At 67.7% G+C, this 16,186-nt stretch carries 17 protein-coding genes; 10 read left to right on the top strand and 7 right to left on the bottom strand.

Annotated elements, in window-relative coordinates; all coding sequences use genetic code 11:
- Positions 1–2 precede the first annotated feature (2 nt).
- On the top strand, positions 3–1,139 hold the full coding sequence (locus tag ABQF13_RS18570; RefSeq protein WP_448394243.1) for a glycosyltransferase family 4 protein: 1,137 nt from the start codon (positions 3–5) through the stop codon (positions 1,137–1,139).
- Here ABQF13_RS18570 and ABQF13_RS18565 read toward each other — a convergent pair.
- Entirely contained in the window at positions 1,136–2,938 is a 1,803-nt protein-coding gene (locus ABQF13_RS18565) for an AMP-dependent synthetase/ligase (RefSeq protein ID WP_448394242.1), read from the bottom strand. The two genes, ABQF13_RS18570 and ABQF13_RS18565, sit on opposite strands and share 4 nt — an antisense overlap.
- 93 nt (positions 2,939–3,031) lie before the next feature.
- On the opposite strand from ABQF13_RS18565, the gene ABQF13_RS18560 reads away from it, so the two are divergent.
- From ABQF13_RS18560 to ABQF13_RS18540, 5 genes are all read left to right on the top strand, one after another.
- Positions 3,032–3,421: a polyketide cyclase / dehydrase and lipid transport gene (locus tag ABQF13_RS18560; RefSeq protein ID WP_448394241.1), complete on the top strand. Its 390-nt coding sequence runs from the start codon at positions 3,032–3,034 to the stop codon at positions 3,419–3,421.
- Between the two features lie 69 nt (positions 3,422–3,490).
- Positions 3,491–3,928 (top strand): SRPBCC family protein, encoded by a 438-nt coding sequence (locus ABQF13_RS18555; RefSeq protein ID WP_448394240.1) that lies wholly within the window; start codon positions 3,491–3,493, stop codon positions 3,926–3,928.
- Between the two features lies 1 nt (position 3,929).
- Positions 3,930–5,204: an ArsA family ATPase gene (locus ABQF13_RS18550; protein WP_448394319.1), complete on the top strand. Its 1,275-nt coding sequence runs from the start codon at positions 3,930–3,932 to the stop codon at positions 5,202–5,204.
- The gene (locus tag ABQF13_RS18545; RefSeq protein ID WP_448394239.1) at positions 5,201–5,563 is read left to right on the top strand and encodes a hypothetical protein; all 363 of its coding nucleotides are present in this window, start codon (positions 5,201–5,203) and stop codon (positions 5,561–5,563) included. Before ABQF13_RS18550 ends, ABQF13_RS18545 begins: the two co-directional genes overlap by 4 nt.
- A gap of 106 nt (positions 5,564–5,669) precedes the next feature.
- Positions 5,670–6,395, top strand: coding sequence for a lysophospholipid acyltransferase family protein (locus ABQF13_RS18540; RefSeq protein WP_448394238.1), 726 nt, complete (start codon positions 5,670–5,672; stop codon positions 6,393–6,395).
- Positions 6,396–6,400: 5 nt separating this feature from the next.
- Here the strand turns inward: ABQF13_RS18540 and ABQF13_RS18535 are convergent, their stop codons facing one another.
- On the bottom strand, positions 6,401–7,645 hold the full coding sequence (locus ABQF13_RS18535; RefSeq protein WP_448394237.1) for a glycosyltransferase 87 family protein: 1,245 nt from the start codon (positions 7,643–7,645) through the stop codon (positions 6,401–6,403).
- A gap of 84 nt (positions 7,646–7,729) precedes the next feature.
- On the opposite strand from ABQF13_RS18535, the gene ABQF13_RS18530 reads away from it, so the two are divergent.
- The 3 genes from ABQF13_RS18530 to ABQF13_RS18520 are packed head-to-tail and all read left to right on the top strand — an operon-like array spanning position 7,730 to position 10,528.
- Complete coding sequence (locus ABQF13_RS18530) at positions 7,730–8,614, top strand: hypothetical protein (RefSeq protein WP_448394236.1); 885 nt, start codon at positions 7,730–7,732, stop codon at positions 8,612–8,614.
- On the top strand, positions 8,614–9,117 hold the full coding sequence (locus ABQF13_RS18525; protein WP_448394235.1) for a polyadenylate-specific 3'-exoribonuclease AS: 504 nt from the start codon (positions 8,614–8,616) through the stop codon (positions 9,115–9,117). The genes ABQF13_RS18530 and ABQF13_RS18525 overlap by 1 nt, the downstream gene beginning before the upstream one ends.
- Positions 9,118–9,121: 4 nt before the next feature.
- Positions 9,122–10,528: a class II 3-deoxy-7-phosphoheptulonate synthase gene (locus tag ABQF13_RS18520; protein WP_448394234.1), complete on the top strand. Its 1,407-nt coding sequence runs from the start codon at positions 9,122–9,124 to the stop codon at positions 10,526–10,528.
- 10 nt (positions 10,529–10,538) lie between these two features.
- On the opposite strand, the gene ABQF13_RS18515 is transcribed toward ABQF13_RS18520, so the two are convergent.
- Positions 10,539–11,714: a protein kinase domain-containing protein gene (locus ABQF13_RS18515; protein ID WP_448394233.1), complete on the bottom strand. Its 1,176-nt coding sequence runs from the start codon at positions 11,712–11,714 to the stop codon at positions 10,539–10,541.
- 37 nt (positions 11,715–11,751) lie between these two features.
- Here ABQF13_RS18515 and ABQF13_RS18510 point away from each other — a divergent pair, with 37 nt between their 5' ends.
- The gene (locus ABQF13_RS18510) at positions 11,752–12,156 is read left to right on the top strand and encodes an Rv2175c family DNA-binding protein (RefSeq protein ID WP_448394232.1); all 405 of its coding nucleotides are present in this window, start codon (positions 11,752–11,754) and stop codon (positions 12,154–12,156) included.
- Here the strand turns inward: ABQF13_RS18510 and ABQF13_RS18505 are convergent.
- From ABQF13_RS18505 to ABQF13_RS18490, 4 genes are all read right to left on the bottom strand, one after another.
- Positions 12,077–13,669: an alpha-(1->6)-mannopyranosyltransferase A gene (locus tag ABQF13_RS18505; RefSeq protein WP_448394231.1), complete on the bottom strand. Its 1,593-nt coding sequence runs from the start codon at positions 13,667–13,669 to the stop codon at positions 12,077–12,079. The genes ABQF13_RS18510 and ABQF13_RS18505 overlap by 80 nt on opposite strands.
- A gap of 4 nt (positions 13,670–13,673) precedes the next feature.
- A complete protein-coding gene (gene idsA2, locus ABQF13_RS18500) occupies positions 13,674–14,762 on the bottom strand; it encodes a bifunctional (2E,6E)-farnesyl/geranyl diphosphate synthase (protein ID WP_448394230.1) in 1,089 nt (362 codons plus the stop codon).
- Between the two features lie 107 nt (positions 14,763–14,869).
- Entirely contained in the window at positions 14,870–15,556 is a 687-nt protein-coding gene (locus ABQF13_RS18495; protein ID WP_448394229.1) for an LppM family (lipo)protein, read from the bottom strand.
- A gap of 25 nt (positions 15,557–15,581) precedes the next feature.
- On the bottom strand, positions 15,582–16,166 hold the full coding sequence (locus ABQF13_RS18490) for a GNAT family N-acetyltransferase (RefSeq protein WP_448394228.1): 585 nt from the start codon (positions 16,164–16,166) through the stop codon (positions 15,582–15,584).
- Positions 16,167–16,186: the final 20 nt, after the last annotated feature.

The following is a 16,186-nucleotide window of genomic DNA, read 5'->3' as shown; positions in this document are numbered from 1 at the left end:
GTTTGAGCCGGGTCCTGTTGGTCACCAACGACTTTCCGCCGCGCCGCGGCGGTATCCAGTCCTACCTGCAGGAGCTGGTCAACCACCTGGTCGCCACCGGTGAGCACACGCTGACCGTCTACGCACCGAAGTGGAAGGACAGCGACGCCTTCGATGAACAAGCCGCGGCGATCGGTTACACCGTGGTGCGCCATCCGGGCACCCTGATGCTGCCGGAACCGTCGGTGATGATGCGTATGCGCCGGCTCATCGAACGCCACCGGACCGATACGGTCTGGTTCGGTGCAGCGGCGCCGCTGGCGCTGATGGCCCCGCTGGCGCGGCAGAGCGGCGCAACACGGGTGCTGGCCAGCACACACGGCCACGAGGTCGGCTGGTCGATGCTACCGCTGGCCCGAACGGCGCTGCGGCGCATCGGATCCGGCGTCGACGTGGTGACCTACGTCAGCGACTACACCAGAAGCCGGTTCGCGTCGGCGTTCGGACCCGACGCCGCGCTCGAGCACCTGCCGCCGGGCGTGGACACCGACCGGTTCGCGCCCGACGAGGTGGCGCGTGCCGAACTGCGCGCCCGCTACCGACTGAGCGACCGTCCGGTGGTCGCGTGTGTGTCGCGGTTGGTGCCGCGCAAGGGCCAGGACATGCTGATCCGGGCGCTGCCCGCGATCCGCCAGCGCGTCCACGGCGCGGCGCTGCTCATCGTCGGCGGCGGGCCGTACCGGGCGTCGTTGCGCCGGTTGGCGCACAGCTTCGGCGTGGCGTCGCACGTGTTCTTCACCGACGGGGTGCCCGGCGACGAACTGCCCGCCCATCACGCGGTGGCCGACGTGTTCGCGATGCCATGCCGCACCCGCGGCGCGGGCCTGGACGTCGAGGGGTTGGGGATCGTGTATTTGGAGGCGTCGGCGACGGGGGTCCCGGTAGTGGCGGGCCGTTCGGGCGGCGCACCGGAAACCGTGCGCGACGGCGAAACCGGCGTAGTGGTCGACGGCTGGGACGTCGGCGCCATCGCGGCAGCGGTCAGCGACCTGCTCGCAGATCCCGACCGGGCGGCCCGGATGGGCGCGGCCGGCCGGCGCTGGGTGGTGGACAACTGGCAGTGGCGCACCCAGGCTGCGCGGTTGTCGGCGTTGCTCTAGCCGGTCTGGTAGATCGCCTCGATCTCGGCGGCGAACTTCTCGGCCACCACCTTGCGTTTGACCTTCATCGTCGGCGTCAGCTCGCCGGTGTCCTCGGTGAAGTCGACCGGCAGGATGTGGAACTTGCGGATCCCCTCGGCCTTCGACACCGCCTGGTTGGCCTCCTTGACGGCCAGATCGATCTCGGCGACCAGATCGGGGTCGGTGGCCAGGTCACCCACCGAGGCGTCGGCGCCCTTGCTGTTTCGTTGCTTCCAGCCCTCGATGGCCTCTGGGTCGATGGTGATCAACGCGCCGACGAACGGCTTCCCGTCCCCGACCGCCATGGCCTGGCTGATCAGCGGATGTGCGCGCAGTTGGTCCTCCAGGATCGCCGGGGCGACGTTCTTGCCGCCCGCGGTGACAATGATCTCCTTCTTGCGGCCGATGATGGTCAGGAACCCGTCGTCGTCGATGGCGCCGAGGTCACCGGTGTGGAACCAGCCGTCGGTGAACACCTTCTCGGTCTCTTCGTCGTTGCGCCAGTAGCCGTCGAACACGACGCCGCCCCTGACCAGCAGCTCATGATCCTCGTTGAGGCGCATGCTGTTGCCGGGCAACAGCTTTCCGACCGAGCCGATCCGCACGTCGTCGATCCGGTTCACCGTGATCGCGGCGCTTGTCTCGGTGAGGCCGTAGCCCTCGTAGATGGTCAGCCCGACACCGCGGTAGAAGTGGCCGAGCCGCTCGCCCAGCGCTGCGCCACCGGAGATCGCGCCGTGGCATTCGCCGCCGAGCGCGGCCCGCAGCTTGCCGTAGACCAGCCGATCGAACACCGCGTGCTTCGCCCGCAGCAGCAAGCCGGGACCACCGGTGTCCTGGGCCCTGCTGTAGTCGATGGCGGTGTGGGCGGCCATCTCGAAAATCCGGCCCTTACCGTCGTTGCGGGCATTCTGCTCGGCGGTGTTGTACACCTTCTCGAACACCCGCGGCACCGAAACCACCAGCGTCGGCTTGAACACCGCGAAGGTGGGGACCAGGTTCTTGATGTCGCTGGTGAAGCCGAGCGTGACCTTGTTGGCGAAGGCGGACAGCGTGATCGCGCGGGCCAGCACATGTGCCAGCGGCAGGAAGACCAGCATCTTCTCGCCCTTGTCCAGTAGCGCCGGGAAGCAGTCCTTCGCACCGCGGATCTCGTAGACCAGGTTGGAGTGGGTGAGTTGGCAGCCCTTCGGCGTGCCTGTCGTACCGGAGGTGTAGATCAGCGTCGCCGGGTCGGTGACCTTGATCCCGGCCAGCCGGTCCTCGAGTTGCCTGGCATCCAGCGACTTACCCGCCTCGGCCAGCGCCTCCAGCGCAGGCGTACCCGAGCCGTCGATGCGTAGCACCTCGCGCAGCGCAGGCAGTTCGTTGACGAGGTTGTCGATCTTGTCGGCGTGCTCGTCGGTCTCAGCGAAGACCAGCACCGCACCGGAGTTCGCCAGCACGAACTTCACCTGCTCGGCGGAGCTGGTCTCATAGATCGGCACGGTCAACGCGCCGACGGCCTGGATCGCGAAGTCGATGATCGGCCATTCGTAGCGGGTCGCCGCCAGCAACGCGACGCGGTCACCGGGATTCACGCCGCGCGCGATCAAACCCAATGCCGTCGACCGAACCTGTTCGGCCGCCTGCTTGCAGGTCACATCGGTCCACACCCCGTCGACCAGACGTTGGAAGATCACATGGTCGGGGTCGTCACGCTCATGGTCGAAGACACTTTGTACGACGTTGTCGTGCTCGCCTACGGTGAACGAAGCGGGACTGCTGAACTCACGCACGGTGCTGGCCTTTCGACATTCGGCAACTCTGCCGTACCCAGCCTAGTCGGCCTCGGCCGGCGAAACCGGATGCATATGTGAAGCTGGTAGGTCATGAATAGCATCCAGGTCGCAGACCAGACCTTCGTGGCCGCCGACCCCGTCGAGGTGGGACGGTCGGTCGGCGACCCGACGAGCTGGCGGCGCTGGTGGCCCGACCTGCGACTCACCGTGGTGGAGGACCGCGGTGAGCTGGGGCACCGGTGGAGCGTGACCGGGGCGCTCACCGGCACGATGGAGGTCTGGCTGGAGCCCGCCCTCGACGGCGTCATCCTGCACTACTTCTTGCACGCCGAACCGTCGGGGGCGGCGGCGTGGCAGCTGGCCAAGATGAACCTGGCCAAGATGAACCATCAACGCCGGGTGGCCGGAAAGAACATGGCGTTCGAGGTCAAGCAGCGGCTCGAGGCCACCCGCCCGGTGGGCGTATCGCGCCTGGCCTGATAGTTCGGCCATCCCCGGGCGGGGAGGGTAAATTTTTGGCCAGCGACAAATTTCACCAGGAAAGAAGCAGTGGCGGACAAGACGGCGCAGACGATCTACATCGATGCCGACCCCTCGACGGTGATGGACGTCATCGCCGACATCGGTTCCTATCCGGACTGGGTCGCCGAGTACAAGGAAACCGAGGTCCTGGAGACCGACGAGCAGGGCTACCCCAAGACGGCCCGGCTGGTGCTCGACGCCGCCGTTCTCAAAGACACGATGGTGTTGACCTACGAGTGGCCGCCGGACCGCCGGTCGGTGACGTGGAGCCTGGTGTCGAGCTCGCTGCTCAGATCGTTGAACGGGGCGTACCGGCTGGCCCCCAAGGGATCCGGGACAGACGTCACCTACGAGCTGGCGGTCGATCTGATCATCCCGATGATCGGGCTGCTGAAGCGCAAAGCTGAACGGCGCCTGACAGACACCGCGTTGAAGGACCTGAAGAAACGAGTCGAGGCTGAGTGAGCTGAGGGATCCCGCCGAAGCGGCTGCCGCCAGTATCAGCCTGTTCGTCGGAAAGGGCGGTGTAGGCAAGTCGACGTTGGCGACCGCCACCGCCGTACGCGAGGCCCGTGTGGGCCTTCGGGTGCTTCTCATCTCGACCGACCAGGCGCACTCGATCGGCGACGTGCTGGGCACCACGGTCGCCCCGACCGGGCGGCGAGAGCCGACCCGGGTGCTGGCCGACCTGGAAACCGGCACAGCCGACCGTGGCGGAGGTTTCCTCGACGCGTTGGCGCTGGACACGTTGGCGCTGCTGGAGACGCGTTGGCGCGACGTCGCCGCGCTGATCTCGGCCAGATTTCCCGACTCTGAACTGGGAAACATTGCCCCGGAAGAACTCTCGGCTCTGCCCGGCGTCCAGGAGGTGCTCGGCCTGCACGAGGTCGGCGAGTTGGCCGCCTCGGGGCAGTGGGACCGGGTGGTGGTCGACTGCGCGTCGACGGCCGATGCGCTGCGCATGCTCACGTTGCCCGCGACGTTCGGTATGTACCTGGAACGGGCGTGGCCGCGGCACCGGCGGCTGGCCGGCGCGGCCGACAACGCCCGCACGGCCGCGGTGGTCGGCGTGCTCGAGCGCATCGCCGCTGGCACCGACGAGCTGAGCGCGATGCTCGCCGACGAGTCGAGGGTCAGCGCGCACCTGGTGATGACGCCCGAGCGGGTGGTGGCCGCCGAGGCGGTGCGCACACTGGGTTCGCTGGCGCTTATGGGTGTGCGGGTCGAAGAGCTGATCGTGAATCAGCTTCTGGTGCAAGATGATTCCTACGAATACCGCAACCTGCCCGATCATCCCGCGTTCGACTGGTACGCCGAACGCATCGCCGAGCAGCAGGCCGTCTTCGAGGAACTCGACACCACGATCGGTGATGTGCAACTGGTCATGGTGCCCCACCTGGCCGGTGAACCGATCGGAGCCAAAGCGCTGGGCGAACTCCTCGACAACGCCAGGCACAGGGACGGGGCGCCGCCGCCGGGACCGCTACGGCCGATCGTGGATCGGGAATCGGGCTCGGGCCTCGAAGCGATCTACCGAATGCGGCTAGAGTTGCCGCAGGTCGATTCTGCGGCCCTGACACTGGGTCGGGTCGACGACGACTTGATCATCGGTGCCGGCGGCCTGCGCCGCCGGGTTCGGCTGGCGTCCGTGTTGCGCCGGTGCACCGTGGTGGACGCGCAGCTGCGCGGGTGTGAACTGACAGTGCGGTTTCGACCGAATCCGGAGGTGTGGCCGAAGTGAGTGGGGCACATCCCGAGCTGGGTCCGGAGCTGCGCCAGCTGGCCCAGACCATCCTGGACCGGCTCGACCCTGCCGTGAAACTGGCCGCAGCGCGGGCACTCGCGGACGGTGCAGGCAGGTGCCAGCAGGTGTGGTGTCCGGTGTGTGCGCTGGCGGCGCTGGTGGCCGGTGAGCAGCATCCGCTGCTGACGGTGATCGCCGAACACAGCGTCGCGCTGCTGGCGGTGGTCCGCGCCGTCCTCGACAACAGTGCAGGACCGGGTGAGCCGCCGCCGAGCCCGCCGGCACCGGACAGCGCAAATCCGAACGGCGCAACGCCGGGCCACTATCAGCACATTCCGGTCGACGTCGAAGAATGAGCACACGTGATGGCCACGTCAGTGCACCGGCGTTGTGGTCGCATCCACAACGCGTAGGTAAAGTTGTCCCAGAACACCGGCCGGTGTTCGGTCACCGGGAGGGCCCATGTGGTATTGGCTGTTCAAATACGTCTTCATGGGACCCGTGCTGTCGTTGCTGGGTCGGCCCAAAGTGCAAGGCCTCGAACATGTTCCGCATTCCGGTCCGGTCATCCTGGCGAGCAATCACCTCGCCGTCGCCGACAGCTTCTATCTGCCGCTGGTAGTCAGCCGCCGGATCACCTTTCTGGCCAAGGCCGAGTACTTCACCGGAACGGGCATCAAAGGATGGTTCACCCGGTGGTTCTACACGGTGGCCGGGCAGGTGCCGATCGACCGGACCGACGCGGACAGCGCGCAGGCCGCGTTGACGACCGCCGCGCGCATCCTCGATGAGGGCAAGCTGCTCGGAATGTACCCCGAGGGCACCCGGTCGCCCGACGGGCGGCTCTACAAGGGCAAGACCGGCCTGGCGCGGCTGGCCCTGGAGACCGGTGTTCCGGTGATTCCGGTGGCGATGATCGGCACCGATGTCGTCAACCCGCCCGGCACCAAGATGTGGCGGTTCGGCCGGGTCGAGGTCAAGTTCGGTAAGCCGATGGACTTCAGCCGGTTCGAGGGCCTGGCCGGTAACCGGTTCATCGAACGCGCGGTGATCGACGAGGTGATGTACGAGCTGATGCGCCTGTCCGGGCAGGAGTACGTCGACCTGTACGCCGCCGACATCAAAGACGGCAAGGCAGACACCACCACCAAGCCGTCGGCGCGGATGCCCGAGGTGGCCGCCGGCTGAGCCGGCTAGTTCACCGCAGGCACCGGCCGATGCGCCGGGTTGGTCGGCGCCGGATCGTCGGTTTTCGAGCGCGCCGGTACCGTGCCCGCCGCCGCGATCACCGCGATCGCCCACCACACATAGGAGCCGCCGACCAGTTGGCGCCACAGCGGTGCCGCGGTCTCCTGGTGTTCGGGCATCAGCGGAATCGGAGTCCACACCATCAGCGCGAGACCCGCCACGGCGAGCACCGCCAACGCGGCATGGCGTCGGCGGTAGGCCACCACCGTGGCCACCAACACGGTCGGCAGCGCCCACACCCAGTGGTGCGACCACGACACCGGCGAGACCACCAGCCCGAACAACGCCACGCAGATCAACGCCAGCACCGGCTCGACCTTGAGTACCCGTCGCGCCGCCCACACCGTCAGCGCCAGCACCGCAAAGCACGCCAGCGTCCACAGCACGAACCGGACGCCCTCGCCCAACCCCAGCCGGGCCAGCGCGCCCGCGATGTTCTGGTTGGTGTTCAGCGTCGCGGTGCCGATGCGGTCGGTGTTGCGCACGGTCTCGGTCCAGTACTCGAGGGAGTCGCGCCAGGCGAACCCGAAGCCGACCAGCGTGGCGGCGACCGCGGATGCGGCGCTGACGAGCAACGCCCGGGTGTCCCGGCGCAGCAGGAAATACAGCAGAAACACCGCGGGGGTGAGTTTGAGCGCGATCGCCAGGCCGAGCAGCATGCCGCGCGGCCACGGCGTCTTGCGGGGCACACAGTCGGCGATGACCAACGTCATCAGCACCACGTTGATCTGGCCGAAGTCGAAGTTCGACCGGATCGGCTCCAGATAGACCACCGCCGGCGCGACCATCGCGGTCGCCAACCAGGCCCGGCGCAGCCACACCGGCTCGTTGGTCACCGAACTCTGCGGCCACACGTTCAGCCCGCTCAACACGATCGTGGTCGCGACGATCAGCAGGATCAGCGTGGTGAGGGTGATCGCAACACCGGCGGCCTCCAGCGACAGCACGGCCAACGGAGAAAACACGAGTGCGGCCAGCGGGGGATAGGTGAACGGCAGATCCAGCCCGCCCTGGGTGGCGAACATCGCGCCGTCGGCGTACAACGGGCGGCCGTCGAGCCAGGCCTGCCCGCCCATCCGGTACACGTCGACGTCGATGCGGTAGGGCAGCCCGCCCAGCAGTCGCCAGCCCGCCCAGCCCAACGCCGCTACGGTGAGCAGCTGAAACAGCCGCCAGCCCCAGATCCTCATGTTGGGCCCCAGACTATCGGGGCGCATCGGCGCGTCTGCCGGTATCCCGACCGTGTCACGTGCACGTCGGCGTAAGTTTTCTGGGTGCCCGCCGACCTGAACTTCGACTTCGCGATCCCGCCGGAACGGATACCGCTGGCCTTCTGCCTGATCGCGTTCATCCTGACGTTCTTCGTCACCCGCACGATCGTGCGGTACATCCGCAGCCACGCCGACAGCGACGCGCCGCGCAAGTGGTGGCAGCCGCGCAATATCGGCACGGGCGGGCTGCACATCCACCACGTGGTTATCGGTGTGATCCTGGTCATGATCTCCGGGGTGACGATGGTGACGTTGGCGGTCGACGGGGGAGTACCCGAATTCACGGCGGCAGCAATCATTTTCGGAATAGGGGCCGCGCTGGTGCTCGACGAGTTCGCGTTGATCCTGCATCTGGAGGACGTGTACTGGGCCGAGGACGGACGCACGTCGGTCGATGCGGTGTTCGTCGCGGTGGCCGTCGCGGGTCTGCTGATCCTGGGATTCAACCCGCTGTCGTTCTTCGACATCGGGATCTGGCGCGAAGACCACAGCTTCGCCGCACGGGCCAGCGTCGTCGCGATCGCGGTGTTCACGTTGGCGCTGGCGGTCATCGTGCTGCTCAAGGGCAAGGTGTGGACCGGGCTGGTCGGGATGTTCATCACCCCGCTGCTGGTGGTGGGCGCGGTGCGGCTGTCACGGCCGCACGCGCCGTGGGCGCGCTGGCGCTACACCAACCGCCCGCACAAGATGCATCGTGCGCTGGAACGGGAAAGATGGCTGCGGCGACCCGTCGTGCAGGCCAAGCTGTGGCTGCAGGATGCCATCGCCGGGATGCCGAAGTTTCCGGACGACGCCAAGGTCGACGAACAACTCGACCGCGAGATCCGCGCCGCCCCGGCACCGGGTGAGCGCGCGCACACCAGGCAACTCGACAAGGAACATGTTTAGTGCGCTACTTCTACGACACCGAGTTCATCGACGATGGCCGCACCATCGAGTTGATCTCGATCGGTGTCGTCGCCGAGGACGGGCGTGAGTACTACGCCGTCTCAACCGAATTCGATCCGGAACGCGCGGGCAGTTGGGTGCGCAGGCACGTGCTGCCCAAACTGCCGTCGCCGGGGGCTGCGGTGTGGCGTTCGCGTCGGCAGATCCGCGCGGAGCTGGAGGATTTTTTCGGCGTCGACGGCAATGAGCCGATCGAGCTGTGGGCCTGGGTGGGCGCCTACGACCACGTGGTGCTGTGTCAGCTGTGGGGCCCGATGACCGAGCTACCGCCCGCGATGCCACGCTTCACCCGTGAACTGCGCCAACTGTGGGAAGAGCGCGGTTCGCCGCGGATGCCGCCGCGTCCCGACGACAGCCACGACGCGCTGGTCGACGCACGCCACAACCTATTCCGGTTCTGGCTGATCACCGAGGGTCCCGAGGCCGCGGGGTCGTTACCATGATTGGGTGAACTGGACCGTCGACGTACCCATCGACCAGCTGCCCCCGCTGCCGCCGCTACCCGATGAGCTGCGGCAGCGGTTGGACGCCGCCCTGGCCAAGCCGGCGGTGCAACAGCCCAGCTGGGATGCGGAACACGCCAAGACCATGCGGACGGTGTTGGAGAGCGTTCCGCCGGTGACGGTGCCCGCCGAGGTCGAGCGACTCAAGGGCCTCCTGGCCGACGTGGCCCGCGGCGAGGCGTTCCTGCTGCAGGGCGGGGACTGCGCCGAGACCTTCGTCAACAACACCGAACCCCACATCCGCGCCAACATCCGCACGCTGCTGCAGATGGCGGTGGTGCTGACCTACGGCGCCAGCGTGCCAGTGGTCAAGATGGCCCGGATCGCGGGCCAGTACGCCAAGCCCCGCTCGTCGGACATCGACGCGCTCGGGTTGAAGTCCTACCGCGGCGACATGGTCAACGGCTTCGCGCCGGATCCCGCCGTCCGCGAACACGACCCGTCACGTCTGGTGCGCGCCTACGCCAACGCCAGCGCCGCGATGAACCTGGTGCGCGCGCTGACGGCGTCGGGTCTGGCGTCCCTGCACCAGGTGCACGACTGGAACCGCGAGTTCGTCCGCATCTCGCCCGCGGGTGCGCGCTACGAGGCGCTGGCGGGTGAGATCGACCGCGCGTTGACGTTCATGAGCGCCTGCGGCGTCGACGACCGCAACCTGCAGACCGCGGAGATCTACGCCAGCCATGAGGCGCTGGTGCTCGACTACGAGCGCGCGATGCTACGACTGTCCACCGAGGACGCCGAAGGTATGACGGGGGAGCACAAGCCAAAGCTCTACGACCTGTCGGCGCACTACGTGTGGATCGGGGAGCGGACCCGCCAACTCGAGGGCGCCCACATCGCGTTCGCCGAAGTGATCGCCAACCCGATCGGCGTCAAGATCGGCCCGACGATGACGCCGGAACTGGCCGTCGAGTACGTCGAACGCCTCGACCCGAATAACGTGCCCGGCCGGCTGACGTTGGTGACCCGGATGGGCAACAACAAGATTCGCGACACCCTGCCGCCGATCATCGAGAAGGTGCAGGCCACCGGCCACCAGGTGATCTGGCAGTGCGATCCGATGCACGGCAACACCCACGAGTCGTCCAACGGGTACAAGACCCGCCACTTCGACCGGATCGTCGACGAGGTGCAGGGCTTCTTCGAGGTGCACCGGGCGCTGGGCACTCACCCCGGCGGCATCCACGTCGAGATCACCGGTGAGGACGTGACGGAGTGCCTCGGTGGCGCGCAGGACATCTCCGACACCGATCTGGCGGGCCGCTACGAAACCGCGTGCGATCCGCGGCTCAACACCCAGCAGAGCCTGGAGTTGGCGTTCCTGGTCGCGGAGATGCTGCGCGACTAGAGTCCGGCCGCTACAGCAGGACGCTGATGTTGGTGCCCAGCGTCCACGCGCCTGCGGCGGTCAGGCCGGTAAGGGTCAGCACCGTGAGAAACCAGAACCATCCCGCCCGTCTGGTGCGTTGGCGCGCCCAGTAGAACTCGTCGATATCGACACCTGCGAAAGTCCCTGTGGCAGGCCGATATTCGGGTTCGGGTGCGATGTCGTCGCGGGTGAACTCGCGGGTGTGCTGAGGCGGGGGCTGCGCCGGTGATGGGTGCCGGCTGTGGTGCAGCGCCGCCGACGCGTGCTGTGCCGAGTTGCGCGGCGCGGGCACCCGGAACGGTGGCAGGCCCAGCTCGTGGACGATCGCGTCCAGTTCGTCGGCCATGTGCTGGGCGTCGGCGTAGCGTTGCGCGGGGTCGCGGGCGGTGGCGTGCAGCACCAGCTCGTCGAATTGTGCTGGGACACCGGCGATCACCGAGCTCGGCATGGGAACGTCGTTGTCCATCCGTTGGTACGCCACGGCAAGTGCGCTGTCGCCGGTGAACGGTGTGGCGCCGGTGAGCAGTTCGTAGAGCAGGATGCCGGCCGAGTACACATCGCTGCGTGGCCCGGCGTTGCCAGTGCTGACCTGCTCGGGCGACAGATAGGCCGCCGTACCCAAAATGACGCTGGTGGAAGTGATCTTGGCTTCGGCCACCGCGCGCACCAGGCCGAAGTCGGCGATCTTGACATCGCCCTCGTCGGAGATCAGCACGTTCTCGGGTTTGATGTCGCGGTGGACCAGCCCGGCCTGGTGAGCGACGGCCAACCCGCCGAGCACCGGCGCCAGCACCGCCGCGGCGGCGTGCGGCGGCATCGGGCCGCGTTCGCGCAACAGTTCCCGCAGCGTGCCGCCCTCGACGAGCTCCATCACCAGAAAGGGCTGCTGACCGTCCATACCCTGGTCGTAGACGGCGACCAGGCCCGGATCCTTCAGCCGGGCCACCGCGCGCGCCTCGCGCTGGAAGCGGGTGAGGAACTGGGTGTCACCCGCGTAGCGCGAATCCATGATCTTGACCGCGACGGACCGGTCGAGCCGCAGGTCCAGGCCGCGGTATACCGCCGACATGCCACCGGTGGCGATGATCGTGTCCACCCGGTAGCGGCCATCCAGCACGGTCCCGCCCAGGGGATCCAATTGCTGGTTGGCTTCCACCGAAGACATGTTAACGAGACGGCCCGCTCGACTTAGACTCGATGTGGTGAGCACCATTCCGGCCGCCGAAGATGTTCTCGATCCCGATGAGGCCGTGTACGACCTGCCCGCGGTCGCCGACTTGCTCGGCGTACCGGTGTCCAAAGTGCATCAGCACCTCAAGGAGGGCCACCTGATCGCCGTGCGCCGAAACGGTGAGGTGGTGGTGCCCAAGGTCTTTTTCGACGACACCGGACATGTGGTCAAGAGCCTGACCGGTCTGCTCGTCGTCCTGCAGGACGGGGGATATCACGAGACCGAGATCATGCGGTGGCTGTTCACCCCGGACCCATCGCTGACCATCCGCCGCGACGGCAGCACCGAAAATCAGGTCAATGCTCGGCCGGTTGATGCGCTGCATTCCCACCAGGCTCGCGAGGTGGTCCGTCGGGCCCAGGCGATGGCCTATTGACCGCCCGCGGTCGTGGCTTATTGACCGCCCGCTTATTGAGCTCGGTCGTCCCCGACGTCCGGTACAGGGCATACCACGCCACCACCGCGCACGCCGTGGCCAGCAGCACGTGCGTCCACGAGTACATTCCGTGCGCCCCGTCGGGCTTCCACACCACGGTTATCCATGTCGACAGCCCGGCGATCACCGCGATCGCCGACCGGGTCTGCGCCAGCGCGGAAACCACTGCCAATGGCCAGGTGTAGTACCAGGGCAATGCGGCGGGCACGAACAGCACCACCACGACCATCACCCAGGCGATCCCCACCAGCGCCTCCCGGTCGGTATGGCGAAAACGCCACCACAGCAACGGAAGTGCGATCGCGATGATCGCGATGCCGATGATCCTGGTGACGTCGAGCACGGCATAGAAGTTGACCGCGCCAAACAGGCCGCCGATGACGTTGATCAGGTTGGCCGCCGCGGTCGGGATGGTCAGCCAGTTGATGATCTTCACCGAGCCGGCGAGCGCGGTCAGCCAGCCCAGGCCCACGCCTGCGATGAGCGAGAGGATCGCGAACACCACGACGAACAGCGCCGCGGACGCCACCGTGGCGATCACGAAAGCCTTGGCCGCGCCGTAGCCGCGTCGGCTCCGCAGGTCACGGGCCCACACCCAGACCATGAACGGAAGCGCCAGCCCCGCGGTGGCTTTCACCGCGACGGCGGCGGCGATCAGGCCCACACCCCAGCCGTGGCGGCCGGAGAACGCCAGCGCGATACCCGCCATCATCAGCCCGACCATCAGCATCTCGTTGTGCACGCCGCCCATGAGGTGGATGATCACCAGCGGGTTGAGCACGCAGATCCACAGCGCGGTCGAGCCGTCGGCGCCGACATGTCTGGCCACCCGCGGCGCGGCCCAGATCAGCAGCGCCAGACCGGGCAGCATGCACAGCCGCAGCAGCAACGTGCCCGCGACGATGTCCTCGCCGACCAGTTGGGTGACGAACCTGGCGATCAGGATGAAGCCGGGCCCGTACGGCGCGGTGGTCGTCGTCCAGATCGGGCTCACGTTGTCCAGCAGCGAGTTCGGGTTGTCGACGGGGCCGACGGCATAGGGGTCGAAGCCGTCGCGCAGCAGCGCGCCCTGGGCCAGGTACGAATAGGTGTCCCTGCTGAACAGTGGAACGCTGAGCAGCAGCGGAGCCAGCCAGAACGCGGTGGTGGCGACCATCGTGTATTCGGTTGTGGTGCGGGCGATCACACGACGGCCCAGCCACAGCCACGCCACCAGCATCAGCGCCACGCCGGCCCACATCAGCACCGAAGACAACACCAGCCCGTGCCCGAAGCGCAGCCACGACACGTGCATCGACTCCAGCAGCGGATCGTGCAGTCGGGTGCTGCCGGCGCCCAGCCCGCCTGCCGCGATCAACAGGGCCCCCAGAAAGCCCAGCCGGGCGGGTTGTGCCTGCGGGGATGTCGCGAACGACGTCAGTCGCGAAAGGTGTTGTACCAGGGAGGTCGTCATGTCTCTAGGCGGACCGGTTCGCTACCAATCTGGTGAGCTCGGCCAGCCCGGCTTTGGCGTGTTCGTCGATCGGTGCCGCGTCCAGTGTGTGCAGGGCTCGTTGGGCCAGTTCCGCGATGCGCTGTTCGACGGCGGCCAACGCGCCCACCGACTCGATCATCTGGCACAGGTCCTTCACCGCGGCGTCGGAGAGCTCGGTGCCGATGGCGGCGCGCAACCGTTTGGCGGCCGCGGGATCGTTCTTGTCGGCCAATTCGATCGCCTCGGCCAGCAGCACCGTGCGCTTGCCCGACCGCAGATCGTCACCGGACGGTTTACCGGTCACGGCGGGGTCGCCGAACACGCCGAGAACGTCGTCGCGCAGCTGGAACGCGACGCCCAGGTCATTGCCCATCTCGTGGAACGCCGCAAGCACCTCGGGCCGGTCGGCGGCCGCGGCGACACCCAACTGCAGCGGACGCGAGATCGTGTAGGACGCGGTCTTGTAGATGTTGACCGTCATCGCGGACTCCACCGCTTCGGCGCCGCTGGCCTCGGAGACGATGTCGAGGTACTGGCCGGCGAGGACCTCCGAACGGATCGCGGCCCAGATCCGGCGCACCCGCCGATGGGCTTCGGCCGGCAGATCCACCGTCGCAACGATGTCGTCGGCCCACACCAACGCGAGGTCGCCCAGCAGGATGGCCGCTGATACCCCGAACTGTTCCGAAGGCCCGTGCCAGGCGTTGGCGCGGTGCCGGTCGGCGAACAGCCGGTGCACGGTGGGCAGCCCGCGCCGCGTCGCCGAGGCGTCGATGACGTCGTCGTGGACCAGCGCGCAGGCATGCAGCAGCTCAAGGGCGGAGAACAGCCGCAGCGCCTGCGGGTCGAGTGGGTCCGCGTCGTGGTCGGCGACCGCGCGCCAGCCCCAGTAGGCGAACGCGGGCCGCAGCCGTTTGCCGCCGCGCAGCACAAATTCCTCCAGCGCGGCGGTCAGCTCAGCGTAGGCGGGGCCCATGTAGGCGCCGTCTTCGGCGCGTTCGGCCAGCACCTCACGCAGCTGTTCGGTGACGGCGCCGGCCAACTCGACGGCTGACGGTGCCACAGTGTGCACGCTCAGAGGGCGCCCCTTTCGCTGTGCGTTTCTACCCCGGCCCGAGTCGCATTCAGAGTAGAGCCTGCAGCTGGGCAATTAGCAACTCAGGCGGTGGCCGTCGCCGGTTACGGCGCAGGGCCGCCGACGCGGGGCGACCGGTCGCGGCTCAGATACGCCAGCGCGCCGATGAGGCCGGCCACCGCCAGCGAGCCCAGCCCGAGCCAGATCGCGGCGCCGGTGAACGAGCGGGCGCTGGGATCGGTGTAGCGCGCCTGGGCGTTCATCGTGCTGACCACGCCGGGGCGCAGCTTCCACTGGACGATCTCCGCGGAGACCTGATCACCGTTGGTCGAGGTCACCTCTCCGGGAAACGACACCGACAACGACACGTCGGCCTCCGGATCGTTGAGGGACGTGAGATCGGCGCGGCCCTCGAGGATCACGAGGTCACCGGCGCGGCGCAGTGAGATGTCCACGCCCGCGGCGTCGCGGTTCATGTTGGCCAGCTGCGGGACCTCGGCAAACGTCAAGTCGGAGAACACCGCCCGCGAGCCCACGTAGTCGTCGCGTTCGTATTCCGACACCGCCACCTTGTTGGAGAACGGGAGGTTGTTGAGCAGTTGCGGGCCTTTGTCGTCGGCGTTGCGCGGAATGGCTGCCGCGACGATCTGCCCGGATACCCGGTCGTCGGGGGAGACGGTGATCGACGCGCGGATCCGCACACACCCCACAGCCGTGGGCAACACCACGAGCAACACCAGAACAACAGCCAGCAGCCGGGTTCTGCTGCCGCGCTTGAAGAGGGCCGGCACGTGGTCATCGTGCCAGATCGACACGTCAAAGCGGCAGCGACCGGCCCAGGATGGCGAAGGCGCGCGGGTCTCCGGCGAAGTGGTAGCCGCGGATGATGTCGGTGAAGCCGAGCCGTCGGTACAACCGCCAGGCCCGATTGGACTCGCCGTTGATCTCCGGTGTCGACAGCAGCACGTAGGACTCGGCGCGGTCGGCGAGCAGCCTGCGCGCCAACGCTTCACCGAGCCCGCGGCCCTGAGCGCGGGGGTGGATGTGCAGCTCGGTGAGCTCGAAGTAGCTCGTCATCAGCTCCGAGATCCGCGAGCGGTCCGCGCCCACCCGGCGCAGACCGGACACCACCTGCTGCTGCCACCACTGGTCGGGTGCGCCGCAGTAGCCGTAGGCGATGCCGAGCATCGGCGCCTGCGAAACCGCCTCGGCGTCGTTGTCGGCGGCTTCGACGGCGGCGACGGCCTTCCAGCCCTGTCTGCGGGTGTGCTCCAGCCACATCGAGGCGCGCTGAGCTTCGGTGCCGCGGGGGTACCGCATGGCGTCGACGTACACCGCCAGGGCGTCACCGAGCCGGCGTTGCATATCGCTCGGCGACAGATCGATGAGATGTGTCGCCAACTGTTCTCGCCTTCTCCGAG

The organism is Mycolicibacterium sp. XJ879, assembly GCF_053483935.1.
The sequence above is the reverse complement of the archived record's forward strand: the minus strand, read 5'-3'. Positions and strand labels throughout refer to the sequence as shown.

Coding starts and splice junctions, on each gene's coding strand:
- ABQF13_RS18540 (WP_448394238.1), top strand. CDS start 5,670: ATGTGGTATTGGCTGTTCAAATACGTCTTCATGGGACCCGTGCTGTCG.
- ABQF13_RS18560 (WP_448394241.1), top strand. CDS start 3,032: ATGAATAGCATCCAGGTCGCAGACCAGACCTTCGTGGCCGCCGACCCC.
- ABQF13_RS18515 (WP_448394233.1), bottom strand. CDS start 11,714: ATGTCTTCGGTGGAAGCCAACCAGCAATTGGATCCCCTGGGCGGGACC.
- ABQF13_RS18535 (WP_448394237.1), bottom strand. CDS start 7,645: ATGAGGATCTGGGGCTGGCGGCTGTTTCAGCTGCTCACCGTAGCGGCG.
- ABQF13_RS18505 (WP_448394231.1), bottom strand. CDS start 13,669: ATGACGACCTCCCTGGTACAACACCTTTCGCGACTGACGTCGTTCGCG.